This window comes from Streptomyces sp. NPDC048182 (assembly GCF_043202555.1).
Classification (GTDB): domain Bacteria; phylum Actinomycetota; class Actinomycetes; order Streptomycetales; family Streptomycetaceae; genus Streptomyces.
Genome location: NZ_JBIDAQ010000012.1, coordinates 99,302 through 120,263, shown reverse-complemented (window position 1 = coordinate 120,263; position 20,962 = coordinate 99,302). Strand labels below are relative to the sequence as shown.

Annotated in this window: 19 protein-coding genes, 1 tRNA gene and 2 pseudogenes; 10 read left to right on the top strand and 12 right to left on the bottom strand. The window is 73.6% G+C overall.

Annotation, left to right across the window (positions count from 1 at the left end):
• Positions 1–97: 97 nt before the first annotated feature.
• Positions 98–604 (bottom strand): dual specificity protein phosphatase family protein, encoded by a 507-nt coding sequence (locus ACGFZL_RS22995; RefSeq protein WP_393694274.1) that lies wholly within the window; start codon positions 602–604, stop codon positions 98–100.
• A gap of 103 nt (positions 605–707) precedes the next feature.
• Between ACGFZL_RS22995 and ACGFZL_RS22990 the strand changes: the two genes are divergently transcribed.
• On the top strand, positions 708–1,514 hold the full coding sequence (locus ACGFZL_RS22990; RefSeq protein ID WP_393694272.1) for a nuclease-related domain-containing protein: 807 nt from the start codon (positions 708–710) through the stop codon (positions 1,512–1,514).
• A 7-nt stretch (positions 1,515–1,521) separates the two neighbouring features.
• Here ACGFZL_RS22990 and ligD read toward each other — a convergent pair whose 3' ends face one another.
• Entirely contained in the window at positions 1,522–2,400 is an 879-nt protein-coding gene (gene ligD, locus ACGFZL_RS22985; protein ID WP_393694270.1) for a non-homologous end-joining DNA ligase, read from the bottom strand.
• Positions 2,401–2,465: 65 nt separating this feature from the next.
• Here ligD and ACGFZL_RS22980 point away from each other — a divergent pair, with 65 nt between their 5' ends.
• Positions 2,466–3,503 carry a Ku protein gene (locus ACGFZL_RS22980; protein ID WP_393694268.1) on the top strand — a complete coding sequence of 346 codons (1,038 nt, stop codon included), beginning with the start codon at positions 2,466–2,468 and terminating at the stop codon, positions 3,501–3,503.
• A 24-nt stretch (positions 3,504–3,527) separates the two neighbouring features.
• On the opposite strand, the gene ACGFZL_RS22975 is transcribed toward ACGFZL_RS22980, so the two are convergent.
• The 9 genes and pseudogenes from ACGFZL_RS22975 to ACGFZL_RS22935 form a co-directional block, all read right to left on the bottom strand.
• Positions 3,528–4,268, bottom strand: a complete 741-nt coding sequence (locus tag ACGFZL_RS22975; RefSeq protein ID WP_393694266.1) for a DUF4142 domain-containing protein — start codon at positions 4,266–4,268, stop codon at positions 3,528–3,530.
• A 73-nt stretch (positions 4,269–4,341) separates the two neighbouring features.
• Positions 4,342–4,770: a PPOX class F420-dependent oxidoreductase gene (locus ACGFZL_RS22970; protein ID WP_393694264.1), complete on the bottom strand. Its 429-nt coding sequence runs from the start codon at positions 4,768–4,770 to the stop codon at positions 4,342–4,344.
• A gap of 75 nt (positions 4,771–4,845) precedes the next feature.
• The gene (locus tag ACGFZL_RS22965; protein ID WP_355169748.1) at positions 4,846–5,187 is read right to left on the bottom strand and encodes a TcmI family type II polyketide cyclase; all 342 of its coding nucleotides are present in this window, start codon (positions 5,185–5,187) and stop codon (positions 4,846–4,848) included.
• A gap of 14 nt (positions 5,188–5,201) precedes the next feature.
• A complete protein-coding gene (locus ACGFZL_RS22960; RefSeq protein ID WP_355169750.1) occupies positions 5,202–5,684 on the bottom strand; it encodes an SRPBCC family protein in 483 nt (160 codons plus the stop codon).
• A gap of 2 nt (positions 5,685–5,686) precedes the next feature.
• Positions 5,687–5,956, bottom strand: a complete 270-nt coding sequence (locus ACGFZL_RS22955) for an acyl carrier protein (RefSeq protein ID WP_393694262.1) — start codon at positions 5,954–5,956, stop codon at positions 5,687–5,689.
• Between the two features lie 55 nt (positions 5,957–6,011).
• On the bottom strand, positions 6,012–7,265 hold the full coding sequence (locus ACGFZL_RS22950) for a beta-ketoacyl synthase N-terminal-like domain-containing protein (protein WP_355169754.1): 1,254 nt from the start codon (positions 7,263–7,265) through the stop codon (positions 6,012–6,014).
• The gene (locus ACGFZL_RS22945; RefSeq protein WP_393694259.1) at positions 7,262–8,557 is read right to left on the bottom strand and encodes a beta-ketoacyl-[acyl-carrier-protein] synthase family protein; all 1,296 of its coding nucleotides are present in this window, start codon (positions 8,555–8,557) and stop codon (positions 7,262–7,264) included. The genes ACGFZL_RS22950 and ACGFZL_RS22945 overlap by 4 nt, the downstream gene beginning before the upstream one ends.
• Before the next feature lie 157 nt (positions 8,558–8,714).
• Positions 8,715–9,108, bottom strand: a pseudogene (locus ACGFZL_RS22940) (cupin domain-containing protein); the annotation flags it as partial.
• Positions 9,109–9,167: 59 nt separating this feature from the next.
• Positions 9,168–10,391: a SchA/CurD-like domain-containing protein gene (locus ACGFZL_RS22935; RefSeq protein WP_393694257.1), complete on the bottom strand. Its 1,224-nt coding sequence runs from the start codon at positions 10,389–10,391 to the stop codon at positions 9,168–9,170.
• Between the two features lie 252 nt (positions 10,392–10,643).
• On the opposite strand from ACGFZL_RS22935, the gene ACGFZL_RS22930 reads away from it, so the two are divergent.
• Positions 10,644–12,284: an FAD-dependent oxidoreductase gene (locus ACGFZL_RS22930; protein ID WP_393694255.1), complete on the top strand. Its 1,641-nt coding sequence runs from the start codon at positions 10,644–10,646 to the stop codon at positions 12,282–12,284.
• Between the two features lie 100 nt (positions 12,285–12,384).
• Positions 12,385–13,106, top strand: a pseudogene (locus ACGFZL_RS22925) (ferritin-like domain-containing protein).
• Positions 13,107–13,640: 534 nt separating this feature from the next.
• Here ACGFZL_RS22925 and ACGFZL_RS22920 read toward each other — a convergent pair.
• Positions 13,641–13,712 (bottom strand) — tRNA-Arg (locus ACGFZL_RS22920).
• Between the two features lie 189 nt (positions 13,713–13,901).
• Between ACGFZL_RS22920 and ACGFZL_RS22915 the strand changes: the two genes are divergently transcribed.
• The 6 genes from ACGFZL_RS22915 to thrB all read left to right on the top strand — a co-directional run bounded on the left by ACGFZL_RS22915 (position 13,902) and on the right by thrB (position 20,674).
• Positions 13,902–14,429, top strand: coding sequence for a response regulator (locus ACGFZL_RS22915; RefSeq protein ID WP_393694253.1), 528 nt, complete (start codon positions 13,902–13,904; stop codon positions 14,427–14,429).
• 81 nt (positions 14,430–14,510) lie between these two features.
• Positions 14,511–15,557 (top strand): ArgS-related anticodon-binding protein NrtL, encoded by a 1,047-nt coding sequence (nrtL, locus tag ACGFZL_RS22910; protein WP_393694251.1) that lies wholly within the window; start codon positions 14,511–14,513, stop codon positions 15,555–15,557.
• Between the two features lie 23 nt (positions 15,558–15,580).
• On the top strand, positions 15,581–16,972 hold the full coding sequence (lysA, locus tag ACGFZL_RS22905) for a diaminopimelate decarboxylase (protein ID WP_393694249.1): 1,392 nt from the start codon (positions 15,581–15,583) through the stop codon (positions 16,970–16,972).
• A 160-nt stretch (positions 16,973–17,132) separates the two neighbouring features.
• Complete coding sequence (locus ACGFZL_RS22900) at positions 17,133–18,431, top strand: homoserine dehydrogenase (protein WP_355169986.1); 1,299 nt, start codon at positions 17,133–17,135, stop codon at positions 18,429–18,431.
• A gap of 6 nt (positions 18,432–18,437) precedes the next feature.
• Positions 18,438–19,496 (top strand): threonine synthase, encoded by a 1,059-nt coding sequence (thrC, locus tag ACGFZL_RS22895; RefSeq protein ID WP_355169794.1) that lies wholly within the window; start codon positions 18,438–18,440, stop codon positions 19,494–19,496.
• A 260-nt stretch (positions 19,497–19,756) separates the two neighbouring features.
• On the top strand, positions 19,757–20,674 hold the full coding sequence (gene thrB / locus ACGFZL_RS22890; RefSeq protein WP_355169796.1) for a homoserine kinase: 918 nt from the start codon (positions 19,757–19,759) through the stop codon (positions 20,672–20,674).
• Positions 20,675–20,962: the final 288 nt, after the last annotated feature.

Below are 20,962 nucleotides of genomic sequence, written 5' to 3'. Positions count from 1 at the left end.
CTCCTGGGGTCGGGGCATCGCCCGCGAGGTGTAAACGGACCGGACCGCTTCACCTTATTCGGACGGAAGTCCATTTTGTACGCCAGGTCCCCCGGCGCTATTCGGCCAGCTCCTCCAGGAGCCGGGCCGTGGCCGGCCCCGTGCGCAGATACGCCTCGAACAGCTCGTTGTGCAGCGCCCACGGCGAGCGGCGGGCCCGCACCAGCCGGATGGCCTCCTCCGCCCCGACGCCCCGGCGCATCAGCGCGTGCGCGACGACGAGGCCGGAGCGGTTGTAGCCGTGGAAGCAGCGGACCAGGACCCGCCGGCCCCGGTCCACGGCGTCCACCGCCGCGTCCGCCAGCCGGATCACGCCGGCGAGCTGGGTGCCGTCCAGGGGCCCGTCGGGAATCGGCCACACCTGGTGCTCGACGCCGGCGTCCGGGCCGTGCCCCGGCAGCCGCAGCAGCGTCTGGACCAGATCGAACTCGTCCCGCACCACGGCGAGCTCAAGGCGTCCGGCGGACCGGCGGTACTCGTGGCCGCCCATCCACAGCCCCGGCACGATCTCGTGCCACGGCCGGTCGGGAGCCGGCACGTCGGGTCGCTCACCGCGGGTGCGCAACAGGGACCTCCCCACACCATTCGGCCCAACTCTCGTCAAAGGTAGCCCGGTTCTTGCCCCCGCAGCACCCCGCCTGGTCCCATGGTCGGGAGGTGATGTGCGCATGAGCGGACTGCGCGTCGTACCGATCCGCCGGCACGGCCGGGAGCTGCTCCACGTCTGCGGCACCGACGGCTCCGACCTCGCCTGGTACGACCGCGACGACGCCCGCGTCAGCCTCCTGCACGCCGACCGCCGCGAGGACGTCCTCACCGCGCTCGGCCCCTTCCTCACCGGCCCGGTCACCGTCGGCCCGCCCCCCGTACCCGGCCCCGCCGAACTGGCCCGCCTCGCCCTGCACCCCGACGACGACCTCGCCCCCAACCGCCCCGGCGAGGCCCTCCTCGTCGCCCTGGACCGCGACCCCGGCCGCCCCGGACCCCGGCTGCGCCCCGACCCGCGGCGCCGGGCGCTCGCCGCCGAGCAGGCCACCGGCGCGGTGCTCGACGGGCTCGACGGCGCCGGCTGGCGCGCCCTGCACTCCCTCCCGCTGCCCGGCGGCGACCGCCTGCACCACCTGCTGATCGGGCCCGGCGGCCTCTACGCCCTGCACGTGCTGCCCGCCCGCCGGCAGCGCGTGCACATCGCCGACCCGCTGGTGGGCCTCGGCCGGGGCGAGCCGCGCCCGCTGCTGCGCCGGGTCCGCGCCGACGCCGACCGCGCGGCGCACGCCCTGACCGCCGAGGTCCGGCCCGTCCTCGTCCTGGTCGACCCGGCGGCCGTCGCCCTGACCGCCGAGCCCCGCGGGCTGCGCGTCCTCACCGGCGGGGAGCTGGCCGGCCTCGCCCGGCTGGGCGGCACCCTGAAGCCGGCGGACGTGGAGGCGCTGCACGCCCTCGCGCGGGACCGGGGGACGTGGGCGGGCCTCTGAACGCCGGCTACGGCACCTCGGGTCGGCGGTCGGCGAACAACGGCTCCAGCAGGTCGCCGTGCTCGGCCACCCGGGGCGCGATGTCCGCCACCCCGAACACCAGCTCCTCCGGCCGCCGGCACGCCGCCACCTCCTCCCAGGTCACCGGCGTGGACACGGCCGGCTCGGTGCGCGCCCGCAGCGTGTAGGGGGTGGCCGTCGTCTTGCGGGCGGCGTTCTGGCTCCAGTCCACGAAGACCTTCCCGGGCCGCAGGCTCCGCGTCATCCGGTGCACCACCAGCTCAGGCAGCGCCCGCTCCGCCTCCACGGCCAGCGCCTTCGCGTACTCCGACACCCGCTCCGAGGACGCCCCGCGCACCGCCGCCAGCAGGTGCAGCCCCTTCGCGCCCGAGGTCTTCGCGTACGCCTCGACGCCGTCCGCCGCCAGCCGCTCCCGCAGCCACAGCGCGGCCGCGCAGCACTGCACGACGGTGGCGGGCGGGCCGGGGTCGAGGTCGAAGACCAGCCGGTCGGCCTCCTCGGGGTGCCCGGCCGTCCACTGGTGGGTGTGGAACTCGGTCACCAGGTTCGCCGCCCACATCAGGCTCGGCAGGTCCTGCACCAGGACCATCCGCGCGGGCCCCTCGGAGCGGGCGACCTCGGCCGTGGTGACCCAGTCGGGCGTACCCGGCGGCACGTTCTTGGTGAAGAACACCTCGCCGTCCGGCCCGTCCGGGTAGCGCAGGAAGGACACCGGGCGGTCCCGCAGATGCGGCAGCAGCACCGGCGCGGTCGTCGCGTAGTGGTGCAGCACCTCCGCCTTGGTGAGGCCGGTGGCCGGATACAGCACCTTCTCCAGATTGCTCAGCGGCACCCGCCGCCCCTCCACCACCGTGATAGGCGCCATACCATGAGAGTCTCACGAAACGTGGACAAAACGCCCGTAAGGCAACGCGGGCCTCGCGGGGAAAGGTGCGGCACGTGCGATCCATCTGGAACGGCGCCATCTCCTTCGGCCTGGTCAGCATCCCGATCAAGCTGGTGAACGCGACCGAGAGCCACGCCATCTCCTTCCGCCAGATCCACGCCGAGGACGGCGGCCGGATCCGCTACCGCAAGGTCTGCGAGCTGGAGGACCGCGAGGTCGCCCAGAGCGAGATCGGCAAGGCGTACGAGGACGCGGACGGCTCGATGATCCCGATCACCGACGAGGACCTCTCCCACCTGCCCATCCCGACCGCCCGCACCATCGAGATCGTCGCCTTCGTCCCCGGCGACCGCATCGACCCGCTCCAGATGGGCTCCGCCTACTACCTCGCCGCCTCCGGCGCCCCCGCCGCCAAGCCGTACACCCTGCTGCGCGAGGCGCTGAAGCGGAGCAACCGCGTCGCCATCGCCAAGTTCGCCCTGCGCGGGCGGGAGCGGCTCGGCATGCTGCGCGTGGTCGGCGACGCCATCGCGATGCACGGCCTGCTCTGGCCGGACGAGGTGCGCGCCCCCGAGGGCGTCGCCCCCGACGCCGGGGTCACCGTGCGCGACCAGGAGCTGGACCTCGCGGACGCCCTGATGGACACCCTCGGCGAGATCGACCTCGCCGACCTGCACGACGAGTACCAGGAGGCGCTGGAGGAGGTCGTCGCCGCGAAGTCGGCCGGTGAGGCGCCCCCGCAGACGCCCGAGCCGGCCTCCTCCGGCAAGGTGCTCGACCTGATGGCCGCCCTGGAGAGCAGCGTCGCCGCGGCCCGCGAGTCCCGGGGCGAGGAGGAGCCGGCGGCCGACGTCCGTTCCCTGCGGCGGACCCCGAAGGAGACCGGCGGCAAGAAGTCCACCTCGGCCGCGGCGAAGAAGACCGCGGCCAAGAAGACGGCCGCCGCGGAGAAGAAGGCGACCGCCAAGTCCACCGCGTCCGGAGGGCGTTCGGGTCAGAGGAAGCCGGCGGCGGCCAAGGGCACCGCCGCCAAGAAGGCGGCCCCCGCGAAGAAGACGGCCTCCCGCAGGCGCAGCGCCTGAGCCTCCCCCGGGACGGGGCCGGGGTCAGTGCGCCGGCGACGGCACCGGAGTCGCCGTGTTCAGCTTCAGGTCCGGCCGCGGCCTCAGCACCAGCACCCGCTCACCCGGGTCCGGCGGGGGCGGGGTCACCTTGGCGGCGGGCAGCTTGCCGGGGCCGGTCTGCTCGAAGGTCACCTTGTCGAAGCCGACCAGACCGGTCCGCTCCAGGACCGTCATGTGGTCCAGGACGGTGTCGTTGGCCAGGTCGGCCAGCCGCCGTACCAGGGTGTTCCTCGTGGTCGCCCGGATCCCGGCGACCACCGGGAAGATCTGCCCGTGCGTCACCCGCATGATGTGCACGGCGGCGGCGTCGAACGCCTTGCCCTCGCGCGCGTCCACCGTCGCCACGAACCCCTCCTGCTGCGGCGAGGCCCGGTTGGGCAGCGTGATGCCCAGCTCGGGCGCGATCTGCCGGCACAGCGCGTCGAGCCCCGCGTGCCCGACCACCAGGTGCATGCCGGCCGTGCGCACCGCCGGCGTGGTGCCGCGCCGCATCGCCAGCTCGCCCAGCGGGTACTCCCACAGCCCGGCGGCCCGCACCTTGACCACGAAGTCCCGGTCCGCCTCCGTGAGCGGCCCGTACTTCGTGCCGGCCACGACCCGGTCCTGGCCGCCGCCGGCGGCCTGCCCGAGGCCGAGCAGCCCCGGGAAGGCGAGCGCGGCCAGGGTCAGGCCCAGCACACCGAGCAGGACGACGACTCCGGCCCTGCGGCGGGACGGGCGCATGGTTGCCTCCAGGCGACACGGGGGACTGCGGGGGTGCGTGCGCCTGGAGGTACGTACACGGCGGCGCCTCTGCTCAGCCCAGGTCCGCCCCGTACACCCGCTCCACCGCGAGGGTGATCAGCACCCGGCGGTCGGCGACCATCGAAGCGCGGTACTCGTCCCAGTCCGGGTGCTCGCCGGCGGCGGCCCGGTAGTACGCCACCAGCGCCTCGACCTCCGGCCCGTGCGGATCGGTGCCGGGTCCGGTGAGGGTGACGGTGCCCTCGGCGGTGGCCCAGGAGCGGCCGTCGGGCGCGGTGACCTCCAGGGCGGCGCGCGGGTCGCGGCGCAGGTTCGCCGTCTTGGCCAGGCCGTCCCGGGTGGAGACGCGGACGACGCCCGCCTCCCGGTCGTAGGACGGCATGACGGGGGAGAGCTGCGGGCGGCCGTCGGACTTGATCGTGGCGAGCACGCCGAGGCGGCTCGCGGCCAGCAGGGCGTGCGGATCGAAGGATGACGTCATGGTCCGATCATGCCCGCACATGCGTCGGGGTCGCCCGGAGATTCCCGGGCGACCCCGACGCAGTGCGTGACGCCGTCAGCCGGCCGTGGCCGGCGTGCGCTCCCAGCGGTAGAAGCAGCGCGCCATCGCGTCCTGCGGGGACCGCCAGGTCTCCGGGTCGTACGCGGACACGTACGGCTCCAGGCGCTCGCTGACCGCCCGGAACTCCGGGTGCCCGGTCAGCTTCGCGATGGCCGGCGCCGGGTCCTGCTCGCTCTCGATGAGATGCAGGTACACGCCGTCGCCGAACTCGAAGAGACTGCGCCGGGAGACCCCCACCAGGTGGGGCAGCTCGCCGCGGTCGGACTCGCCGAACACCTTCGCGATGTCCGGCGCCGCGCCCGGGGCCATCCGGGCGACGATCAGGGTGTGGTGCACGGTGGAACTCCCCTTCACTCGGCGACGGCTGCGGCGGGACGCCGGCCCTCGCCCGCGGCCTGCTCGATCTTGTCCCGGATGAGCGCCATCTGGGTGCGCGAGTTGCGGTTGATGTTGTCCGTCATCCAGGCGTCGTCCACCGGCGCGTCCGGCTTCATCGCGAAGTCCTGCACCCAGCGCATCCGCACGCCCTCGGGCGTCTCGGCGTACTCCCAGACGATGTCCATGAACTGGAACGGACCGGTCTCCACCCGGCGGGCCCGCACCGAGCGGGAGGCCGGGTCGGCGGTGCGCTCGGAGACCCAGCTCCACACCGTGCCGTTCTCGTCCGGGTGCATGGTCAGCCGGAAGGTGACCTTGGCGCCGTCCCGCTCCAGGACGTCCACGGAGGCGTACTCGCTGAACAGCCGGGGCCAGCCCTCGATGTCGTTGGTCATGTCCCAGACCAGCTCCATCGGCGCGGCGACGACGATCTCGTTCTCGGTGTGCCCTGCCATGGTCACACTCCCGTCCTGAGGGCGCCGTTGACCAGCGCGAGGAAGTCCGCGGGCGTCTTGCAGCGCTCGGCGTTCTCGGGCAGGCCCAGGCCGTGGCGCTTCTCCAGCTCGGCCACGATGCCCAGCAGGCCGAGGGAGTCCAGGCCGAAGGTGTCGAAGCCGGCGTCGGCCTGCTGCTCGAGGGCGGCCGGGTCGACGTGCACGCCGGCGGTGCGCTTCATGAGCGCCGACAGCTCCTCGACGGTCACCTGGTAATCCACTTGCTCGGTCATGCGGAGGTGCTCCTTCACTCGGTTCCACTCACTTGGGATGTCAGCCGGTGGGATGTCAGCCGGCGGCCGGTGCGGCCCCCTTGCGCAGCACCAGCGCCGCGTTGGAGCCCATCAGCCCCCGGCCCAGGACCAGTGCCGTGCGCGGCTCGGCGGCCCGCGCCCGCCCGGTCACCAGGTCGAGATCACAGGCGACGTCGATGACGTTCGGGGTCGGCGGGATCAGCCCGTGCTCCATCGCGAGCACCGCCGTCGCCACGTCGAGGACCGGCGCCGCGCAGTACGCCCGGCCCGTGCCGGTCTTGGGCGCCGTCACCGGCACCCGTGCCGCGTGCGCGCCGAGTGCGTCGGCCAGCGCGCCGGCCTCCGCCCGGTCGGCCTCCGGGATGCCGAGGGCGTCGGCGAAGACCACGTCCACGTCCTCGGGCCGGCAGCCGGCCTCCGCCAGCGCGCCCTCGATGGCCCGGGCGAGGCCGGCCCGCGACCGGTCCCACCGCGAGGCGCCGGTGAAGGTCGCCGCGTGCCCGGCCACCGTCGCCCGCGCCTCCGCGCCGCGCCGGCGCGCCGCCTCCTCGGCCTCCACCAGGAGCACCGCCCCGCCCTCGGCCGGCGCGAACCCGCGGGCCGCGTCGGTGAAGGGCAGATAGGCGCGCTCGGGCGCACTCTCCCGGCTCAGCTCGGGATAGCCCAGCTGGCAGACGATGGAGTACGGCGCCAGCGGCGCCTCCGTCGCGCCGCAGACCACCGTGTCGGTGCCGCCGCGCACCGCGAGCGCCGCCTGCGCCAGCGCGTCCAGACCGCCCGCCTCGTCGGCGGCCACCACACCGCACGGCCCCTTGAAGTCGTTGCGGATGGAGATCTGGCCGGTGCTGGCCGCGTAGAACCAGGCGATCGACTGGTACGGGCCCACGTACTTGGAGCCCTGGCCCCACAGGTTCTGCAGCTCGCGCTGCCCGAACTCGCCGCCGCCCGAACCGGCCGCCGTGACCACCCCGACCGAGTACGGCGAGGTGACGTCGGCCCGTCCGAACCGGGCGTCCGCGAGGGCCAGTTGCGCCGCGGTCAGCGCGAAGTGGGTGAAGCGGTCGGTCTGCACCAGGTAGCGGTCCTCGACCAGCTCGGCCGCGTCGAAGCCGGGCACCTCGCCCGCCACCCGCAGCGGCAACTGGTCGCAGCCGTCCCGGGTGACCGGCCCCAGGCTGCTGGCGCCGTCCACGGTCGCCTTCCAGAACGCCTCGACGCCGACCCCGTGCGGGGACACCACGCCGAGCCCGGTGACGACCGCGCGCCGGGGCCCTTGTCGTCCGCTCATCGCGGCCCTCCTCTTCCGCTCAGGGAGCGCCCGCCGTCGGTGGCGCTCAGCACCACCGCGGACTGGAAGCCGCCGAAGCCGCTGCCCACGCTCAGCACGTGCCGCAGGGCCCGCTCGCGCGCCTCGCGGGGCACGTAGTCCAGATCGCACTCCGGGTCAGGAGTGGTGTAGTTGGCCGTCGGCGGCACCACCTGGTGGGCCATGGCCAGGACGCACGCGGCCAGTTCGATGGAGCCGATCGCGCCGAGCGAGTGGCCCACCATCGACTTGATCGAGCTCATCGGGGTCGCGTAGGCGTGGTCGCCCAGGGACCGCTTGACCGCCGCCGTCTCGTGCCGGTCGTTCTGCAGGGTGCCCGAGCCGTGCGCGTTGACGTAGTCGACGTCCGAGCCGGTCAGCTCCGCCATGCCGAGCGCGGTGTCGATGGCCCGGGCCATCTCCAGGCCCTCCTTGGTGAGCCCGGTCATGTGGTAGGCGTTGCCGAAGGTCGCGTAGCCGGAGACCTCGCAGTAGATCTCCGCGCCGCGGGCCCGGGCGTGCTCCAGGTCCTCCAGGACGAGCACCGCCGCGCCCTCGCCCATCACGAAGCCGTTGCGGTCGGCGTCGAAGGGGCGGGAGGCGTGCGCCGGGTCGTCGTTGTTCGGCGAGGTCGCCTTGATGGCGTCGAAGCAGGCCATGGTGATCGGCGAGATGGGGGAGTCCGCCGCGCCCGCCAGGCAGACGTCCATGCGGCCCTCGGCGACCGCGTGGTAGGCGTACCCGACCGCGTCCAGGCCCGAGGTGCACCCGGTGGACACCGTCTGCACCGGCCCCTGGCAGCCGAACTCCTCGGCCACCGCCGACGACAGGGTCGCCGGGGTGAAGGCCCGCTCCAGCTGCGGCTCGGCCCGCTTGCCGTCCACGTCCCAGCGCGCGCCCCGCTCGCTGACCAGCACGTAGTCGTGCTCCAGGCGGGTGGTGCCGCCGACCGCGGTGCCCAGGGTGGCCCCGGCCCGCCACGGGTCGGTGCGGCCCAGGTCGAGCCGCGCGTCCTTGACGGCCTCGGCCGCCGCGACCAGCGCGAACTGCACGTAGCGGTCGTTGCGCTGGATCGTGGCGAGGTCCAGGCCGTGCGCGGCGGGGTCGAAGTCGCACTCGGCGGCGATCTGCGAGCGCAGCCCCGCCGGGTCGAACAGGGAGATGCGGCGGGTGGCCGTGCGCCCCTCGGACAGCAGGCTCCAGAACTGGGGGGCGCCGATCCCGCCGGGGGCGACGACGCCTATCCCGGTGACCGCGACCCGGCGCCGCGTCATGACACCGCCTCGGCCGCGGCGGCCGGACGCTCCTGCGCGGCCGCGTGTCCTGCGGTGTGCCCGGCGTTCTGCCCCGCCGCCTGCCCGGCGCAGCAGGCCCCGGCGTCCTGGGTGCCGTGCGCCGCGCGGACCTCGTGCGGCGCCAGGTGCTGGATCGGGTTGCCGGCCGCGTCCTCGGTGTCCACGTGGCCCAGCTCGGGGCGGGGCGCCAGCGGACCCAGGTGGAAGACCATGCGCGCCTCGACGGAGCCGGGGTTGCGGAAGCGGTGGCGCACGTTCTCCGGGACGAGCAGCCCCTGACCGGTGGCCAGCGCGTACGGGGACCCGTCCAGGTCCACCTCCAGGGCGCCCTCGGTGACGTACACGAACTCCTCGGAGTACGGGTGGTAGTGCTCGGCGATCTTCTCGCCCGGCTGGATGATGGCCACACCCATGAAGCCGCTGGTCGACCCGGCGGTGGTCGGCGTCAGGATGGCGCGGATGTCACCGCCGCGGCGGGTGTTGGGCGCGGTGTCGCCGAGGGAGACGATGCGTGCCTGCTGGTTGGTCATGTGGGTCTCTCCGTGAGGACGGTCGACGGGGTCTGAGAAGGGTTCGGGCGGGTGGGGCGTCAGGAGACGACGGGCGCGCGCCGGTCGGTCACCGGCGTCATCCGGGCCGCCGCGAACAGCAGCGACAGCGTGCGGGGCTCGGTGAGGGAGCCCTCGATGCCGGCGGCGCCGAGGTCGAGGAGCCGCTCGGCCACGGCGACGCCTGCGCCGTCGCCGGCCTCGTGCAGGCCGAGCACGTGCGCGGGCACCTCGTCCGGGTCGCCCGCCACGTCGACGAGGCGCACCACCAGGTCGTCGCGGTGGAATACGGTGGCCGAGAGGACCGGGCTGTCCGGGGTGTACGCGGTGGAGGTGTCCTGCCGGGCCAGCAGCCGGGCCAGCTCGGGCCCGGCGCCCTCGCGCACCGGGTAGAGCAGCGCGCACCGCTGCGGACGGGCGGTGTCCGCCACGCTGCCCGACGTCACGTGGTGCACGGCCGGCATCGCGGCCCGGGTGAAGAACCGGCGGGCGGAGTGCGGGTCGTCGAGGTCGCGGTCCTCCTCCAGGTGGGGGTTCATCGCCTCCTCCACCGCCCGCACCCCGGGCTGCCTGGCCACGTGCCGCAGGGCCGTCTGGAGGTCGCCCTGCACCTCCACCGCCCGGACCACCCGGTTGCCGTGCATGAACAGGGAGGTGCGCAGCAGCCGGGTCGCGGCGTCCACGTCCGCGTCCGGGGACTGGTAGCCGGCCAGCAGCTCGGCGACCTTCTCCTCGCTGCCGGGCCGCACGGTGAAGGTCAGCGCGTGCCGCACGACGTTGTCGCCGATCCGGGGCCCCGCGGTGAGCTGGTCGCCCGCCGCCGCGGGCACCGCGCCGGCCTCCGGCAGGGTCTCGCGCAGGATGCTGTAGCGCAGGGAGCGGGTGTCGCGGACGCAGTCCTGCAGGGGCTGCACCGCGTCCAGGTGCTCGTCGCTGTTCACCCAGGCCAGGAAGGGCGCCGCGCTCTCCCACTCGCTGGTCAGCAGCCACTGCGTGGGGTTCTCCAGGGACTGGCACAGCTGGTCGCTGACGTGGCCCGGCACGGCGGCGACGCGGTCGCGGATGCGCTCGTAGCCGTCCAGGAACTCCTGCTGCATCCCGTCGTGGACGTCCAGCATCAGGACGACCCGTACGCGCGATCCGTCGAACGCGGAGATCGAGACGCCGCCCGGCGCGGCGGAGGGCGCGGGGGTGTCCCGGACGTCCGGGGCGTCCGGGACGTCCGTGGACGGGGAAGCCGTCGGTACGACGGGGGAGACCGGCATCCGGCCCACCTCTCTCTTCGGGAACTCTTGGGGAGTGGATGTGCGGGGGGTGCGCGCACGACCGGCGCACACGGGACGTCACACGCGGGACGTGACGGGCGTGGCGGTCGCGTAAGCACGATCGTGTGCCGGTGCCGCGGGCTCCGCGAACCAGGAGGGTTAAGCGGGTGAAGCCTGCGCCGCCACGCGCGTGACGGGGCATGGATGACCAGTCACGTCATCAGCGGGCTCGAGGCAACGGAGGACGAAACGATGAACGCACCAGCCGAACCGGGCGTGCACCGCGTGCCGGTCCTGATCGTCGGCGGATCCCTGGTGGGCCTGTCCACCTCGGTCTTCCTGGGCCGGCTCGGCGTGCCCCACCTGCTGGTGGAGAAGCACGCCGGCACCTCCATCCACCCGCGCGGGCGCGGCAACAACGTCCGCACCATGGAGCTGTTCCGGGTCTCCGGCACCGAGCCGGACATCCGGAAGGCCGCCGCGACCCTCGCCGACAACCACGGCATCCTCCAGACGCCCACGCTGGTCGGCGACGCCGGGGAGTGGCTGTTCAAGGAGATCGACGCGGGCGGCGGCCTGGCCCGCTTCAGCCCCAGCGCGTGGTGCCTGTGCAGCCAGAACGACCTGGAGCCCGAACTCCTGAACCACGCCCGCCGACTCGGCGGCGACCTGCGCTTCGGCACGGAGCTGCTGTCCTTCGAGACGGACCCCGACGGCGTCACCGCGACCGTCAAGAGCCGCGAGACCGGCGAGCACACCACCGTCCGCGCCGACCACCTGGTCGCCGCCGACGGCCCGCGCAGCCCGATCCGCGAGCAGCTCGGCATCGGTCAGAGCGGCCCCGGCGACCTCTTCCACAACATCAGCATCACCTTCCGCTCCCGCCGCCTGGCCGACGTGGTCGGCGACCGCCGCTTCATCGTCTGCTACCTGACGACCCCGGACGCGGACGGCGCCCTGCTCCCCGTCGACAACAAGGAGAACTGGGTCTTCCACGCCCCCTGGCACCCCGAGCGGGGCGAGACGCTGGAGGACTTCACCGAGGAGCGCTGCGCCGCGCACATCCGCCGCGCGGTCGGCGACCCGGACCTGGACGTCGTCCTCACCGGCAAGGCCCCCTGGCACGCCGCCCAGCGGGTGGCCCGCGCCTACCGCTCGGGCCGCGTCTTCCTGGCCGGCGACTCGGCCCACGAGATGTCCCCGACCGGCGCCTTCGGCTCCAACACCGGCATCCAGGACGCCCACAACCTGGCCTGGAAGCTGGCCGCCGTCCAGAACGGCTGGGCGGGCGACGGCCTCCTCGACACCTACGACGCCGAGCGCCGCCCCGTCGCGGAGGCCACCAGCGCCCGCGCCGCCGCCCGCTCCGCCGAGCACAGCCACCCCGGCTTCGCGGCGCCCACCGGAGGCGGCGGCGGCCCCCAGCGCGGCATCCTCAACGTCGCCCTCGGCTACCGCTACCCCCAGGGCGCGGTCCTCGGCGCCGACCCGGCGACCCCGGTGGTTCCGGAGGGCCTCTCCCTCCAGGGCGCCCCCGGCAGCCGGGCCCCCCACCTCTGGCTCCGCCGACCGGACGACACCCGCGTCTCCACCCTCGACCTGTACGAGCGCGACCTGGTCCTCCTCTCGGACGCGACGGACCCGACGGGCTGGCACGAGGCGGCGCTCGCCCTGGCGGCGGAACTGGGGGTCCCCCTGACCCCGTACCGCATCGGCACCGACCTCCTCCCGGAGACCCCGGACACCGACTGGGCCCGCGCCCACGGCGTGGCCCGCGACGGCGCCATCCTCATCCGCCCCGACGGCTTCGTCGCCTGGCGCTCCCCGGGCCCGGCCCCGGACCCGACGTCGCTGCTGCGCCAGGCGCTGACGACGGTGCTGTCCCGGGGCTGACCCCGCGGCGGAACGGCCACCGGCCGGGCTGCGTCGTTCCTCTCCAGAACCCGAGCACTCCATCACCGGGTCCAGGAGAGGACGCGACGACGTGCACCGCATATCCGAGGGCGAGTTCCAGACCTGGACCCGGCGCTTCGAGCAGGAACGCGAGCGGCGCCGGGCGCAGGGCGACCCCGACTGGAACCAGGGCGCGACCCTGCCCCCGCCGGTGTGGGCCGGCATCCAGCGCTTCCAGATCGGCGAGGACGGCGACGGTGCGAACCTCATCGCGAAGGCCGACCGCGCCGGCGACCCCGCATACGCTGCGGCCGTCCGCCTCTTCGTCGCCGAGGAACAGAACCACGCCCGCCTGCTGGCCGCCCTACTGGCCGCGGGCGGCCGCTCCGTGATCGCCGGCCACTGGACGGACACGGCCTTCATCCGCCTCCGCCGCCTCCTGGGTTTGCGCCTGGAACTCCTGGTCCTGATGATCGCCGAGGTGGTGGCCCTCCACTACTACCGCGCCCTGCGCGACGGCACACACGACGCCCTGACCTCGGAGGTAGCGGCCCGAATCCTCGCCGACGAGAAACGCCACATCCCCTTCCACTGCACCCGCCTCCGCGCCTCCCTGGCCGAACTCCCGCGCCGCTACGCCGGCCCGTCATGACCGGTTGGCGACTCCTCCTCCTCACCACCACCGTCATCGTCGCCACCGACCACACCGCGGCCCTACGCCGACTGGGCATCGGCCCACGCCGCTTCACAGCGGAGGTCATGGCCTCGTCGCGCACGGTGGTCACGGAGATCTTGGCGCCCCGCCCCCGCGAATGGAGCTGATCCCGCCCGTCAGCCCGCGTCGTCGCTCTTACGAGACGGCCGCGCTGTCACTGACACCGGTCACGGCGGCGGCTTGCGCGGAAGTCGCCGGACGGTCCACCGCTTCGGAGGGCCTACCCGGGAATGGGCAGTACGTTCAGCGGGTCTGCCGAGCCTCGTGCCGCATCCCTTCGCCTCCGACCATGTTGCAACGAGGTAAGTCAACTTCTCGTTGCGGTATGGCACCCAGTTGTGTTCTGGTGAGCCCCTGCGGGACTTGCTCGACAAAATCCGACGCGGGTTTCATTGAGCGGCGTGTCTCATAGCTCTTGCCTCGTCGCACAGAGTGAGATTCCTGGCGCCAGGGGCTGGTGAAGTCCCGGCTGGCGGGTCCTGCATTCCATACCCTGGCCGACAAGGTGAACGTCGATCACTTGTTGGGCGCGCCCGGCGGCGTGTTCAGCGGCAACAGTAGGCACCACCCTGCACATACGCGAAGACCCCGGCCTCAGCGTTTCCGCTGGTGACGGGGTCTTGGACACACCTTAAAACATGTGCCCCCGGCAGGATTCGAACCTGCGCACACGGCTCCGGAGGCCGTTGCTCTATCCCCTGAGCTACGGGGGCGTGTTCGGCGCGGGCTGGGGTTGCTCGCGGCGACGGGTAGAACACTACCAGCTCGGGTGGGGTGGTCCGGTACGGGTTTCCGCAGGGCGGGGCGTACAGGAGCGTCAGCCGTCGAGGCCATGTCACCCGCACGGGGTGGAAGTGGGGAAAACCCGGACGGCGTGGCCGGGGCGGACCTACGCTCGGGGTGTGGCTAGGGCGTCCGGCCGGGTGCTTGTTGTCGATGACAACAAGGTCATCCGGCAGCTGATCAGGGTCAATCTCGAGCTGGAGGGCTTCGAGGTCGTGACCGCGGTCGATGGTGCCGAGTGTCTGGAAGTCGTTCATGACGTGCGGCCGGATGTCGTCACCCTCGACATGGCCATGCCGCGGATGAACGGGCTCGCCACCGCCGAGAGGCTGCGGGCGGATCCGCGGACCCGGGATCTTCCCGTCGCCATCGTGAGCGCCTGTACCGAGTACGACTTCCTGGGTGGCGGCGGGCCTCGTATCGACGCCTTTCTTCCCAAGCCGTTCGAGCCCGAGCATCTCGTCGACCTCGTGAAGCAGTTGATCGAGGGGCGGGCGAGGGGTAGTGGTGGCGAGCGGCCCGTGGAGGGAGAAGGGGACGGGGATGGTGAGGGGGGCGACCCAGCGGCCCCAGGAGCCCCAGGAGCCCCAGGAGCCCCAGGGGCCGCCTCCGCTCGGGGGCAGGGCGGGTCACCCGCTCAGGCGTAGGCGCCTTTGTGCCGTCCACATCTCGGGATCCCCGGCAAACCAGGTCGCCTACCCCACCCCCTCCTCCCCTACGCTTGACCCGTGACCCCCGTAGAGCTCTCCCGCACCGTGCTGCACGCGGTGCGTCTCGCCGTGGACGCGGGGGAGCTGGACGTCGCCGTGCCGGAGAAGGCCGTGGTCGCGCCGCCGCGCGGCGGGGGGTGCGGCGACTACGCCACCGGCATCGCCCTCCAGCTCGCGCGCGCGGCCCAGCGGCCGGCGCCCGATGTCGCCGCGATTCTTCAGGCCCACCTCGCCCGTGCCGCCGGCATCCGCGACGTCGTCCTCACCGGCCCCGGATTTCTCAACATCAGCCTCGCTTCCAGCGCGCCCGCCGCCCTCGTCCGGGAGATCCTGGAGCGTCGTGAGCGGTACGGGTGCGCGGACGCCCCCGACGGGCGACGGCTCGTGCGGCTGCACTGCCCCCTCGACCCCCGCGCCCTCGTCGTCGCCGACGCGGCCGCCCGGATACTCCGGTCCCAGGGTGTTCCCGTGCGGCTCTCCTGCGAGGCCGCGCTCCCGGTGGAGTGGCGTACGGGGCTCGGGGTGAGTCCCGACGCGGTCGGGCCCGCGCCCGCCGAGACGAGCGTCGATGTGCGGCCGGTACCCGCCCCCGGCCCGCCCGAGGACCTCCTCGCCCTCGGCCCCGACGCCGCCCGCTGGGCCCTCCTCCACCCCGCCCCCCACGACCGGCCCGACATCGGTCCCGGGTGCCTGGCCCAGCGCGAGACCAACCCCCTCTTCCGCGTCCGCTACGCCCACGCCCGCGCCCTCAGCGTCCAGCGCAACGCCGCCGACCTCGGGTTCGCCGCCGAACCCGGCCTCGTCGACAACCCCCTTGTCGGCCTCCTCGCCGACCACCCCCGCGTCCTCGCCACCGCCGCAGAGCACCGCGCCCCCGACCGCCTCGCCCGCCACCTCGTCGCCGTCGCCGACGCCGCGCTGCCGTTCCTGGTGACCGTGCTGCCGCGTGGGGCGGAGAAACCCGAGGCCGCCCACCGTGCCCGGCTGGCGCTCGCCGAAGCCGTCGGGGCGGTGCTGGCCGGCGGCCTCACCCTGCTCGGCATCGACGCACCCGACCATCTCTAGCCAGAGTGAGAGAACCCAGCGACATGAGCCGTTCCGCACACCCCGCCGGGCCCCGTCACGCCGACGTCCTCCCCGAGGGGCACTACTCCGCCCCGCCCACCGACCTCAACGCCCTCGACGGCAAGGTCTGGGCCGAGACCGTCGGGCGCGACGCCGACGGGGCCGTCACCGTGGGCGGGATGGCCGTCACGCGCATCGCCGAGGAGTACGGCACCCCCGCCTACGTGCTCGACGAGGCCGACTTCCGGTCCCGGGCGCGCGCCTGGCGGACCGCCTTCGGTGCCGACGCGGACGTGTTCTACGCCGGGAAGGCGTTCCTGTCCCGGGCCGTCGTGCGGTGGCTGGACGAGGAGGGGCTCAACCTGGACGTGTGCAGCGGAGGCGAGCTGGCCACCGCGCTCAGCGCCGGCATGGCCCCCGCGCGGATCGCCTTCCACGGGAACAACAAGTCCTCCGCCGAGATCCGCCGGGCCGTCGAGGCCGGGGTCGGGCGGATCGTGCTCGACTCCTTCCAGGAGATCGTGCGGGTCGCCCACATCGCGCAGGAGCTGGGGCGGCGGCAGCCGGTGCAGATCCGGATCACGGTGGGGGTGGAGGCGCACACGCACGAGTTCATCGCCACCGCCCACGAGGACCAGAAGTTCGGGATCCCGCTGGCCGGCGGGCAGGCCGCCGAGGCCGTGCGGCGGGCGTTGCAGCTCGACGGGCTCGAGGTGATCGGGATCCACTCGCACATCGGGTCGCAGATCTTCGACATGTCCGGGTTCGAGGTCGCCGCCCACCGGGTGGTCGGGCTGCTCAGGGACATCCGCGACGAGCACGGGGTCGAGCTGCCCGAGATCGACCTCGGCGGCGGGCTAGGGATCGCGTACACCAGCGACGACGACCCCCGCGAGCCGCACGAGATCGCCAAGGCGCTCACCGAGATCGTCACCCGCGAGTGCGAGGCCGCCCGGCTCACCACCCCGCGCATCTCGGTCGAGCCGGGGCGCGCCATCGTCGGGCCGACCGCCTTCACGCTGTACGAGGTCGGCACCGTCAAGCCGCTGGAGGGGCTGCGGACCTACGTCTCCGTCGACGGGGGGATGTCGGACAACATCCGTACCGCGCTCTACGACGCCGAGTACAGCGTCGCCCTCGTCTCCCGCGCCTCCGACGCCGCGCCCATGCTGGCCCGCGTGGTCGGCAAGCACTGCGAGAGCGGGGACATCGTGGTCAAGGACGCCTTCCTGCCGGCCGACCTCGCGCCGGGCGACCTGATCGCGGTGCCCGCCACCGGGGCGTACTGCCGCTCCATGGCCAGCAACTACAACCACGTGCTCCGGCCGCCGGTCGTCGCCGTGCGGGACGGCGAGGCCCGGGTGATCGTGCGCCGGGAGACCGAGGAGGACCTGCTCCGGCTCGACGTGGGGTGACCCCCCAGTGACCCCCCATCAGGCGCCGGCGGAGATCCTTTAGCCGGGTGTGCTCACGAGACGAAATTCATGTCTCACGATCCGGACCAAGCGTAGGAAATCCCGTCCGGTGAGTGAGACTGGTCGGACCGTAGACGGTATGAGGAAACGAGGTCGGATGATGCGTACGCGTCCGCTGAAGGTGGCGCTGCTGGGCTGTGGAGTGGTCGGCTCAGAGGTGGCGCGCATCATGACGACGCACGCCGACGACCTCGCCGCCCGCATCGGCGCGCCCGTGGAGCTGGCGGGCGTGGCCGTGCGGCGGCCCGACCGGGTGCGCGAGGGCATCGACCCGGCCCTCGTCACCACCGACGCGACCGCCCTGGTCAAACGCGGCGACCTCGATGTCGTGGTCGAGGTCATCGGCGGGATCGAGCCGGCCCGCACCCTCATCACCACCGCCTTCGCGCACGGCGCCTCCGTCGTCTCCGCCAACAAGGCCCTCCTCGCCCAGGACGGCGCCGCGCTGCACGCCGCCGCCGAGGAGCACGGCAAGGACCTGTATTACGAGGCCGCCGTCGCCGGGGCCATCCCGCTGATCCGGCCGCTGCGCGAGTCGCTGGCCGGCGACAAGGTCAACCGGGTGCTCGGCATCGTCAACGGCACGACCAACTTCATCCTCGACGCCATGGACTCCACCGGCGCCGGCTACCAGGAGGCCCTGGACGAGGCGACCGCGCTCGGGTACGCCGAGGCCGACCCGACCGCCGACGTCGAGGGCTTCGACGCCGCCGCCAAGGCCGCCATCCTCGCCGGGATCGCCTTCCACACGCGCGTGCGCCTCGACGACGTCTACCGCGAGGGCATGACCGAGGTGACCGCCGCCGACTTCGCCTCGGCGAAGGCTATGGGCTGCACCATCAAGCTGCTCGCCATCTGCGAGCGGGCCGCCGACGGCGCCTCCGTCACCGCGCGCGTCCACCCCGCGATGATCCCGCTCAGCCACCCGCTGGCCAGTGTCCGCGGCGCCTACAACGCGGTGTTCGTGGAGTCGGACGCCGCCGGGCAGCTGATGTTCTACGGGCCCGGCGCGGGCGGCGCGCCCACCGCGTCCGCGGTGCTCGGGGACCTGGTGGCCGTGTGCCGGAACCGGATCGGCGGCGCCACCGGGCCGGGGGAGTCGGCGTACGCCGCGCTGCCCGTCTCGCCGATGGGCGACGTCGTCACGCGCTACCACATCAGCCTGGACGTCGCCGACAAGCCGGGCGTGCTCGCCCAGGTCGCGACCGTGTTCGCCGAGCACGGCGTGTCCATCGACACCGTCCGGCAGCAGAGCCGTCCGGACGGGGACGGCGAGGCATCCCTCGTCGTCGTCACCCACCGCGCGTCCGACGCCGCCCTCGGCGGTACCGTCGAGGCGCTGCGCAAGCTCGACACCGTGCGGGGTGTCGCCAGCATCATGCGGGTTGAAGGAGAGTAACGAGCAATGACCCACCAGTGGCGCGGAATCATCGAGGAGTACCGGGACAGGCTGCCCGTCTCCGACAGCACACCGGTCGTGACGCTCCGTGAGGGTGGCACGCCCCTCGTGCCCGCGCAGGTGCTCTCCGAGCGCACGGGCTGCGAGGTCCACCTCAAGGTCGAGGGCGCGAACCCGACGGGGTCCTTCAAGGACCGCGGCATGACCATGGCGATCAGCAAGGCGAAGGAGGAGGGCGCCCAGGCCGTCATCTGCGCCTCCACCGGCAACACCTCGGCCTCCGCCGCGGCGTACGGCGTGCGGGCCGGCATGGTCTCCGCCGTCCTCGTGCCGCAGGGCAAGATCGCGCTGGGCAAGATGGGCCAGGCCCTCGTGCACGGCGCCAAGATCCTCCAGGTCGACGGCAACTTCGACGACTGCCTCACCCTGGCCCGCGCGCTGAGCGACAACTACCCCGTCGCGCTGGTCAATTCCGTCAACCCGGTGCGCATCGAGGGGCAGAAGACCGCCGCCTTCGAGATCGTGGACATGCTCGGCGACGCGCCCGACATCCACGTGCTGCCGGTGGGCAACGCGGGCAACATCACCGCGTACTGGAAGGGCTACCAGGAGTACGCCGCCGACGGGGTGGCCTCGCGCAAGCCCCGCATGTGGGGGTTCCAGGCGTCCGGCTCCGCGCCCATCGTGCGCGGCGAGGTCGTCAAGGACCCCTCGACCATCGCCACCGCCATCCGGATCGGCAACCCCGCCTCCTGGCAGTACGCCCTCGCCGCGCGCGACGACTCGGGCGGCGCCATCGACGAGGTGACGGACCGTGAGATCCTGCGCGCCTACCGGCTGTTGGCCTCCCAGGAGGGCGTCTTCGTGGAGCCCGCCTCCGCCGCGTCGGTGGCCGGTCTGCTGAAGGCCGCCGAGCAGGGCAAGGTCGACCCGGGGCAGCGCATCGTCTGCACCGTCACCGGCAACGGCCTGAAGGACCCGGACTGGGCCGTCGCCGGCGCCCCGCAGCCGGTCACCGTGCCGGTCGACGCGGCCACGGCGGCCGAGCGGCTCGGCCTGGCCTGACCCGGCCCGGCATCGGGGCGGCCCCTCACGGGTCCCGTGGGCGCGCCGCCCCGACACGCCTCGTGCGCCTCCCGTGCGCCCTGTGTCGCCGCAGAACCTTCCTTCGATAAGCTGGGGGGAACCCGCCCACCGCATATGCCGGTAGGCCGCACCGTCCGTGCGGTCGCGCGTGTGTTCCGTACTCCTCGCATGTCTTTCGACAGCCCCCCAGCGCCACCCAGTTCCAGACAGTCACGCAGTTCAAGGAGAGTCGTCCAGCGATGGCCGGTCCAGCCTTCCGCGCCGCCGCCGTGCGGGTGCGCACCCCCGCCACCAGCGCCAATCTCGGCCCCGGCTTCGACGCCCTCGGCCTCGCGCTGGGCCTGTACGACGACGTCGTCGTCCGGGTCGCCGACTCCGGGCTGCACATCGACATCGCCGGCGAGGGCGGCGAGACGCTGCCGCGCGACGAGAAGCACCTGCTGGTGCGCGCCCTGCGCACCGCCTTCGACCTGCTGGGCGGGCAGCCCCGCGGCCTGGAGATCGTCTGCGCCAACCGCATCCCGCACGGCCGCGGCCTCGGCTCCTCCTCCGCCGCCATCTGCGCCGGCATCGTCGCCGCGCGCGCGGTCACCATAGGCGGCGAGGCCCGCCTCGACGACGCCGCGCTGCTCGACCTGGCCACCGAGATCGAGGGCCACCCGGACAACGTGGCCGCCTGCCTGCTGGGCGGGTTCACCCTCTCCTGGATGGAGGGCGGCGCCGCCCGGGCGATCAGGATGGAGCCCGCCGATTCCATCGTTCCGGTGGTTTTCGTGCCCGGGAAGCCGGTCCTGACCGAGACCGCCCGCGGACTCCTCCCGCGCACCGTCCCGCACGTCGACGCCGCCGCCAACGCCGGCCGCGCGGCCCTGCTCGTCGAGGCCCTGACCAGGCGCCCCGAGCTGCTGCTCCCGGCCACCGAGGACCGGCTGCACCAGGAGTACCGGGCGCCCGCGATGCCGGAGAGCGCCGCCCTGGTGGAGCGGCTGCGCGGGGACGGCATCCCCGCGGTCATCTCCGGCGCCGGGCCGACGGTCATGGCGCTCGCGGACGCCGAGACGGCCGACAAGGTCGAAGCACTGGCCGGCACCGACTGGGCCGCCAACCGGCTGAGCCTGGACGCGCAGGGGGCGAGCGTTCTGCCGCTCGCGGCCTGACACACGGTTGCCGGATTTCGAGAGGGGGAATATTTGTTGGATCCGGTAGTGTTAACCTCAAGTCTGCACCCGACCCCACCATGGCGAGGTGCCTCGTGTCCCCGTCCGGGACAGACCTTCTTCCGGGAGCCCCCCAAGCCGCCTTGTGTGGTGGACGCCGTACGTGATCAGTAGACGCGTGCGGCCGACACGGACACTGAGCGGTCCGCCGGGCAGGCTCCGGAACCGGTGCGACCACGCCGCGTGACCCCGCCACCGGGTGTCATGGCTGGGGGAAGCGCCATCACC

What these genes read in the sequence shown, in the direction of transcription:
- ACGFZL_RS22990 (WP_393694272.1), top strand. Translation starts at nt 708, where the DNA reads ATGAGCGGACTGCGCGTCGTACCGATCCGCCGGCACGGCCGGGAGCTG.
- ligD (WP_393694270.1), bottom strand. Translation starts at nt 2,400, where the DNA reads ATGGCGCCTATCACGGTGGTGGAGGGGCGGCGGGTGCCGCTGAGCAAT.
- ACGFZL_RS22975 (WP_393694266.1), bottom strand. Translation starts at nt 4,268, where the DNA reads ATGCGCCCGTCCCGCCGCAGGGCCGGAGTCGTCGTCCTGCTCGGTGTG.
- ACGFZL_RS22970 (WP_393694264.1), bottom strand. Translation starts at nt 4,770, where the DNA reads ATGACGTCATCCTTCGATCCGCACGCCCTGCTGGCCGCGAGCCGCCTC.
- ACGFZL_RS22960 (WP_355169750.1), bottom strand. Translation starts at nt 5,684, where the DNA reads ATGGCAGGGCACACCGAGAACGAGATCGTCGTCGCCGCGCCGATGGAG.
- ACGFZL_RS22955 (WP_393694262.1), bottom strand. Translation starts at nt 5,956, where the DNA reads ATGACCGAGCAAGTGGATTACCAGGTGACCGTCGAGGAGCTGTCGGCG.
- ACGFZL_RS22950 (WP_355169754.1), bottom strand. Translation starts at nt 7,265, where the DNA reads ATGAGCGGACGACAAGGGCCCCGGCGCGCGGTCGTCACCGGGCTCGGC.
- ACGFZL_RS22945 (WP_393694259.1), bottom strand. Translation starts at nt 8,557, where the DNA reads ATGACGCGGCGCCGGGTCGCGGTCACCGGGATAGGCGTCGTCGCCCCC.
- ACGFZL_RS22935 (WP_393694257.1), bottom strand. Translation starts at nt 10,391, where the DNA reads ATGCCGGTCTCCCCCGTCGTACCGACGGCTTCCCCGTCCACGGACGTC.
- ACGFZL_RS22930 (WP_393694255.1), top strand. Translation starts at nt 10,644, where the DNA reads ATGAACGCACCAGCCGAACCGGGCGTGCACCGCGTGCCGGTCCTGATC.
- lysA (WP_393694249.1), top strand. Translation starts at nt 15,581, where the DNA reads ATGAGCCGTTCCGCACACCCCGCCGGGCCCCGTCACGCCGACGTCCTC.
- ACGFZL_RS22900 (WP_355169986.1), top strand. Translation starts at nt 17,133, where the DNA reads ATGCGTACGCGTCCGCTGAAGGTGGCGCTGCTGGGCTGTGGAGTGGTC.
- thrC (WP_355169794.1), top strand. Translation starts at nt 18,438, where the DNA reads ATGACCCACCAGTGGCGCGGAATCATCGAGGAGTACCGGGACAGGCTG.
- thrB (WP_355169796.1), top strand. Translation starts at nt 19,757, where the DNA reads ATGGCCGGTCCAGCCTTCCGCGCCGCCGCCGTGCGGGTGCGCACCCCC.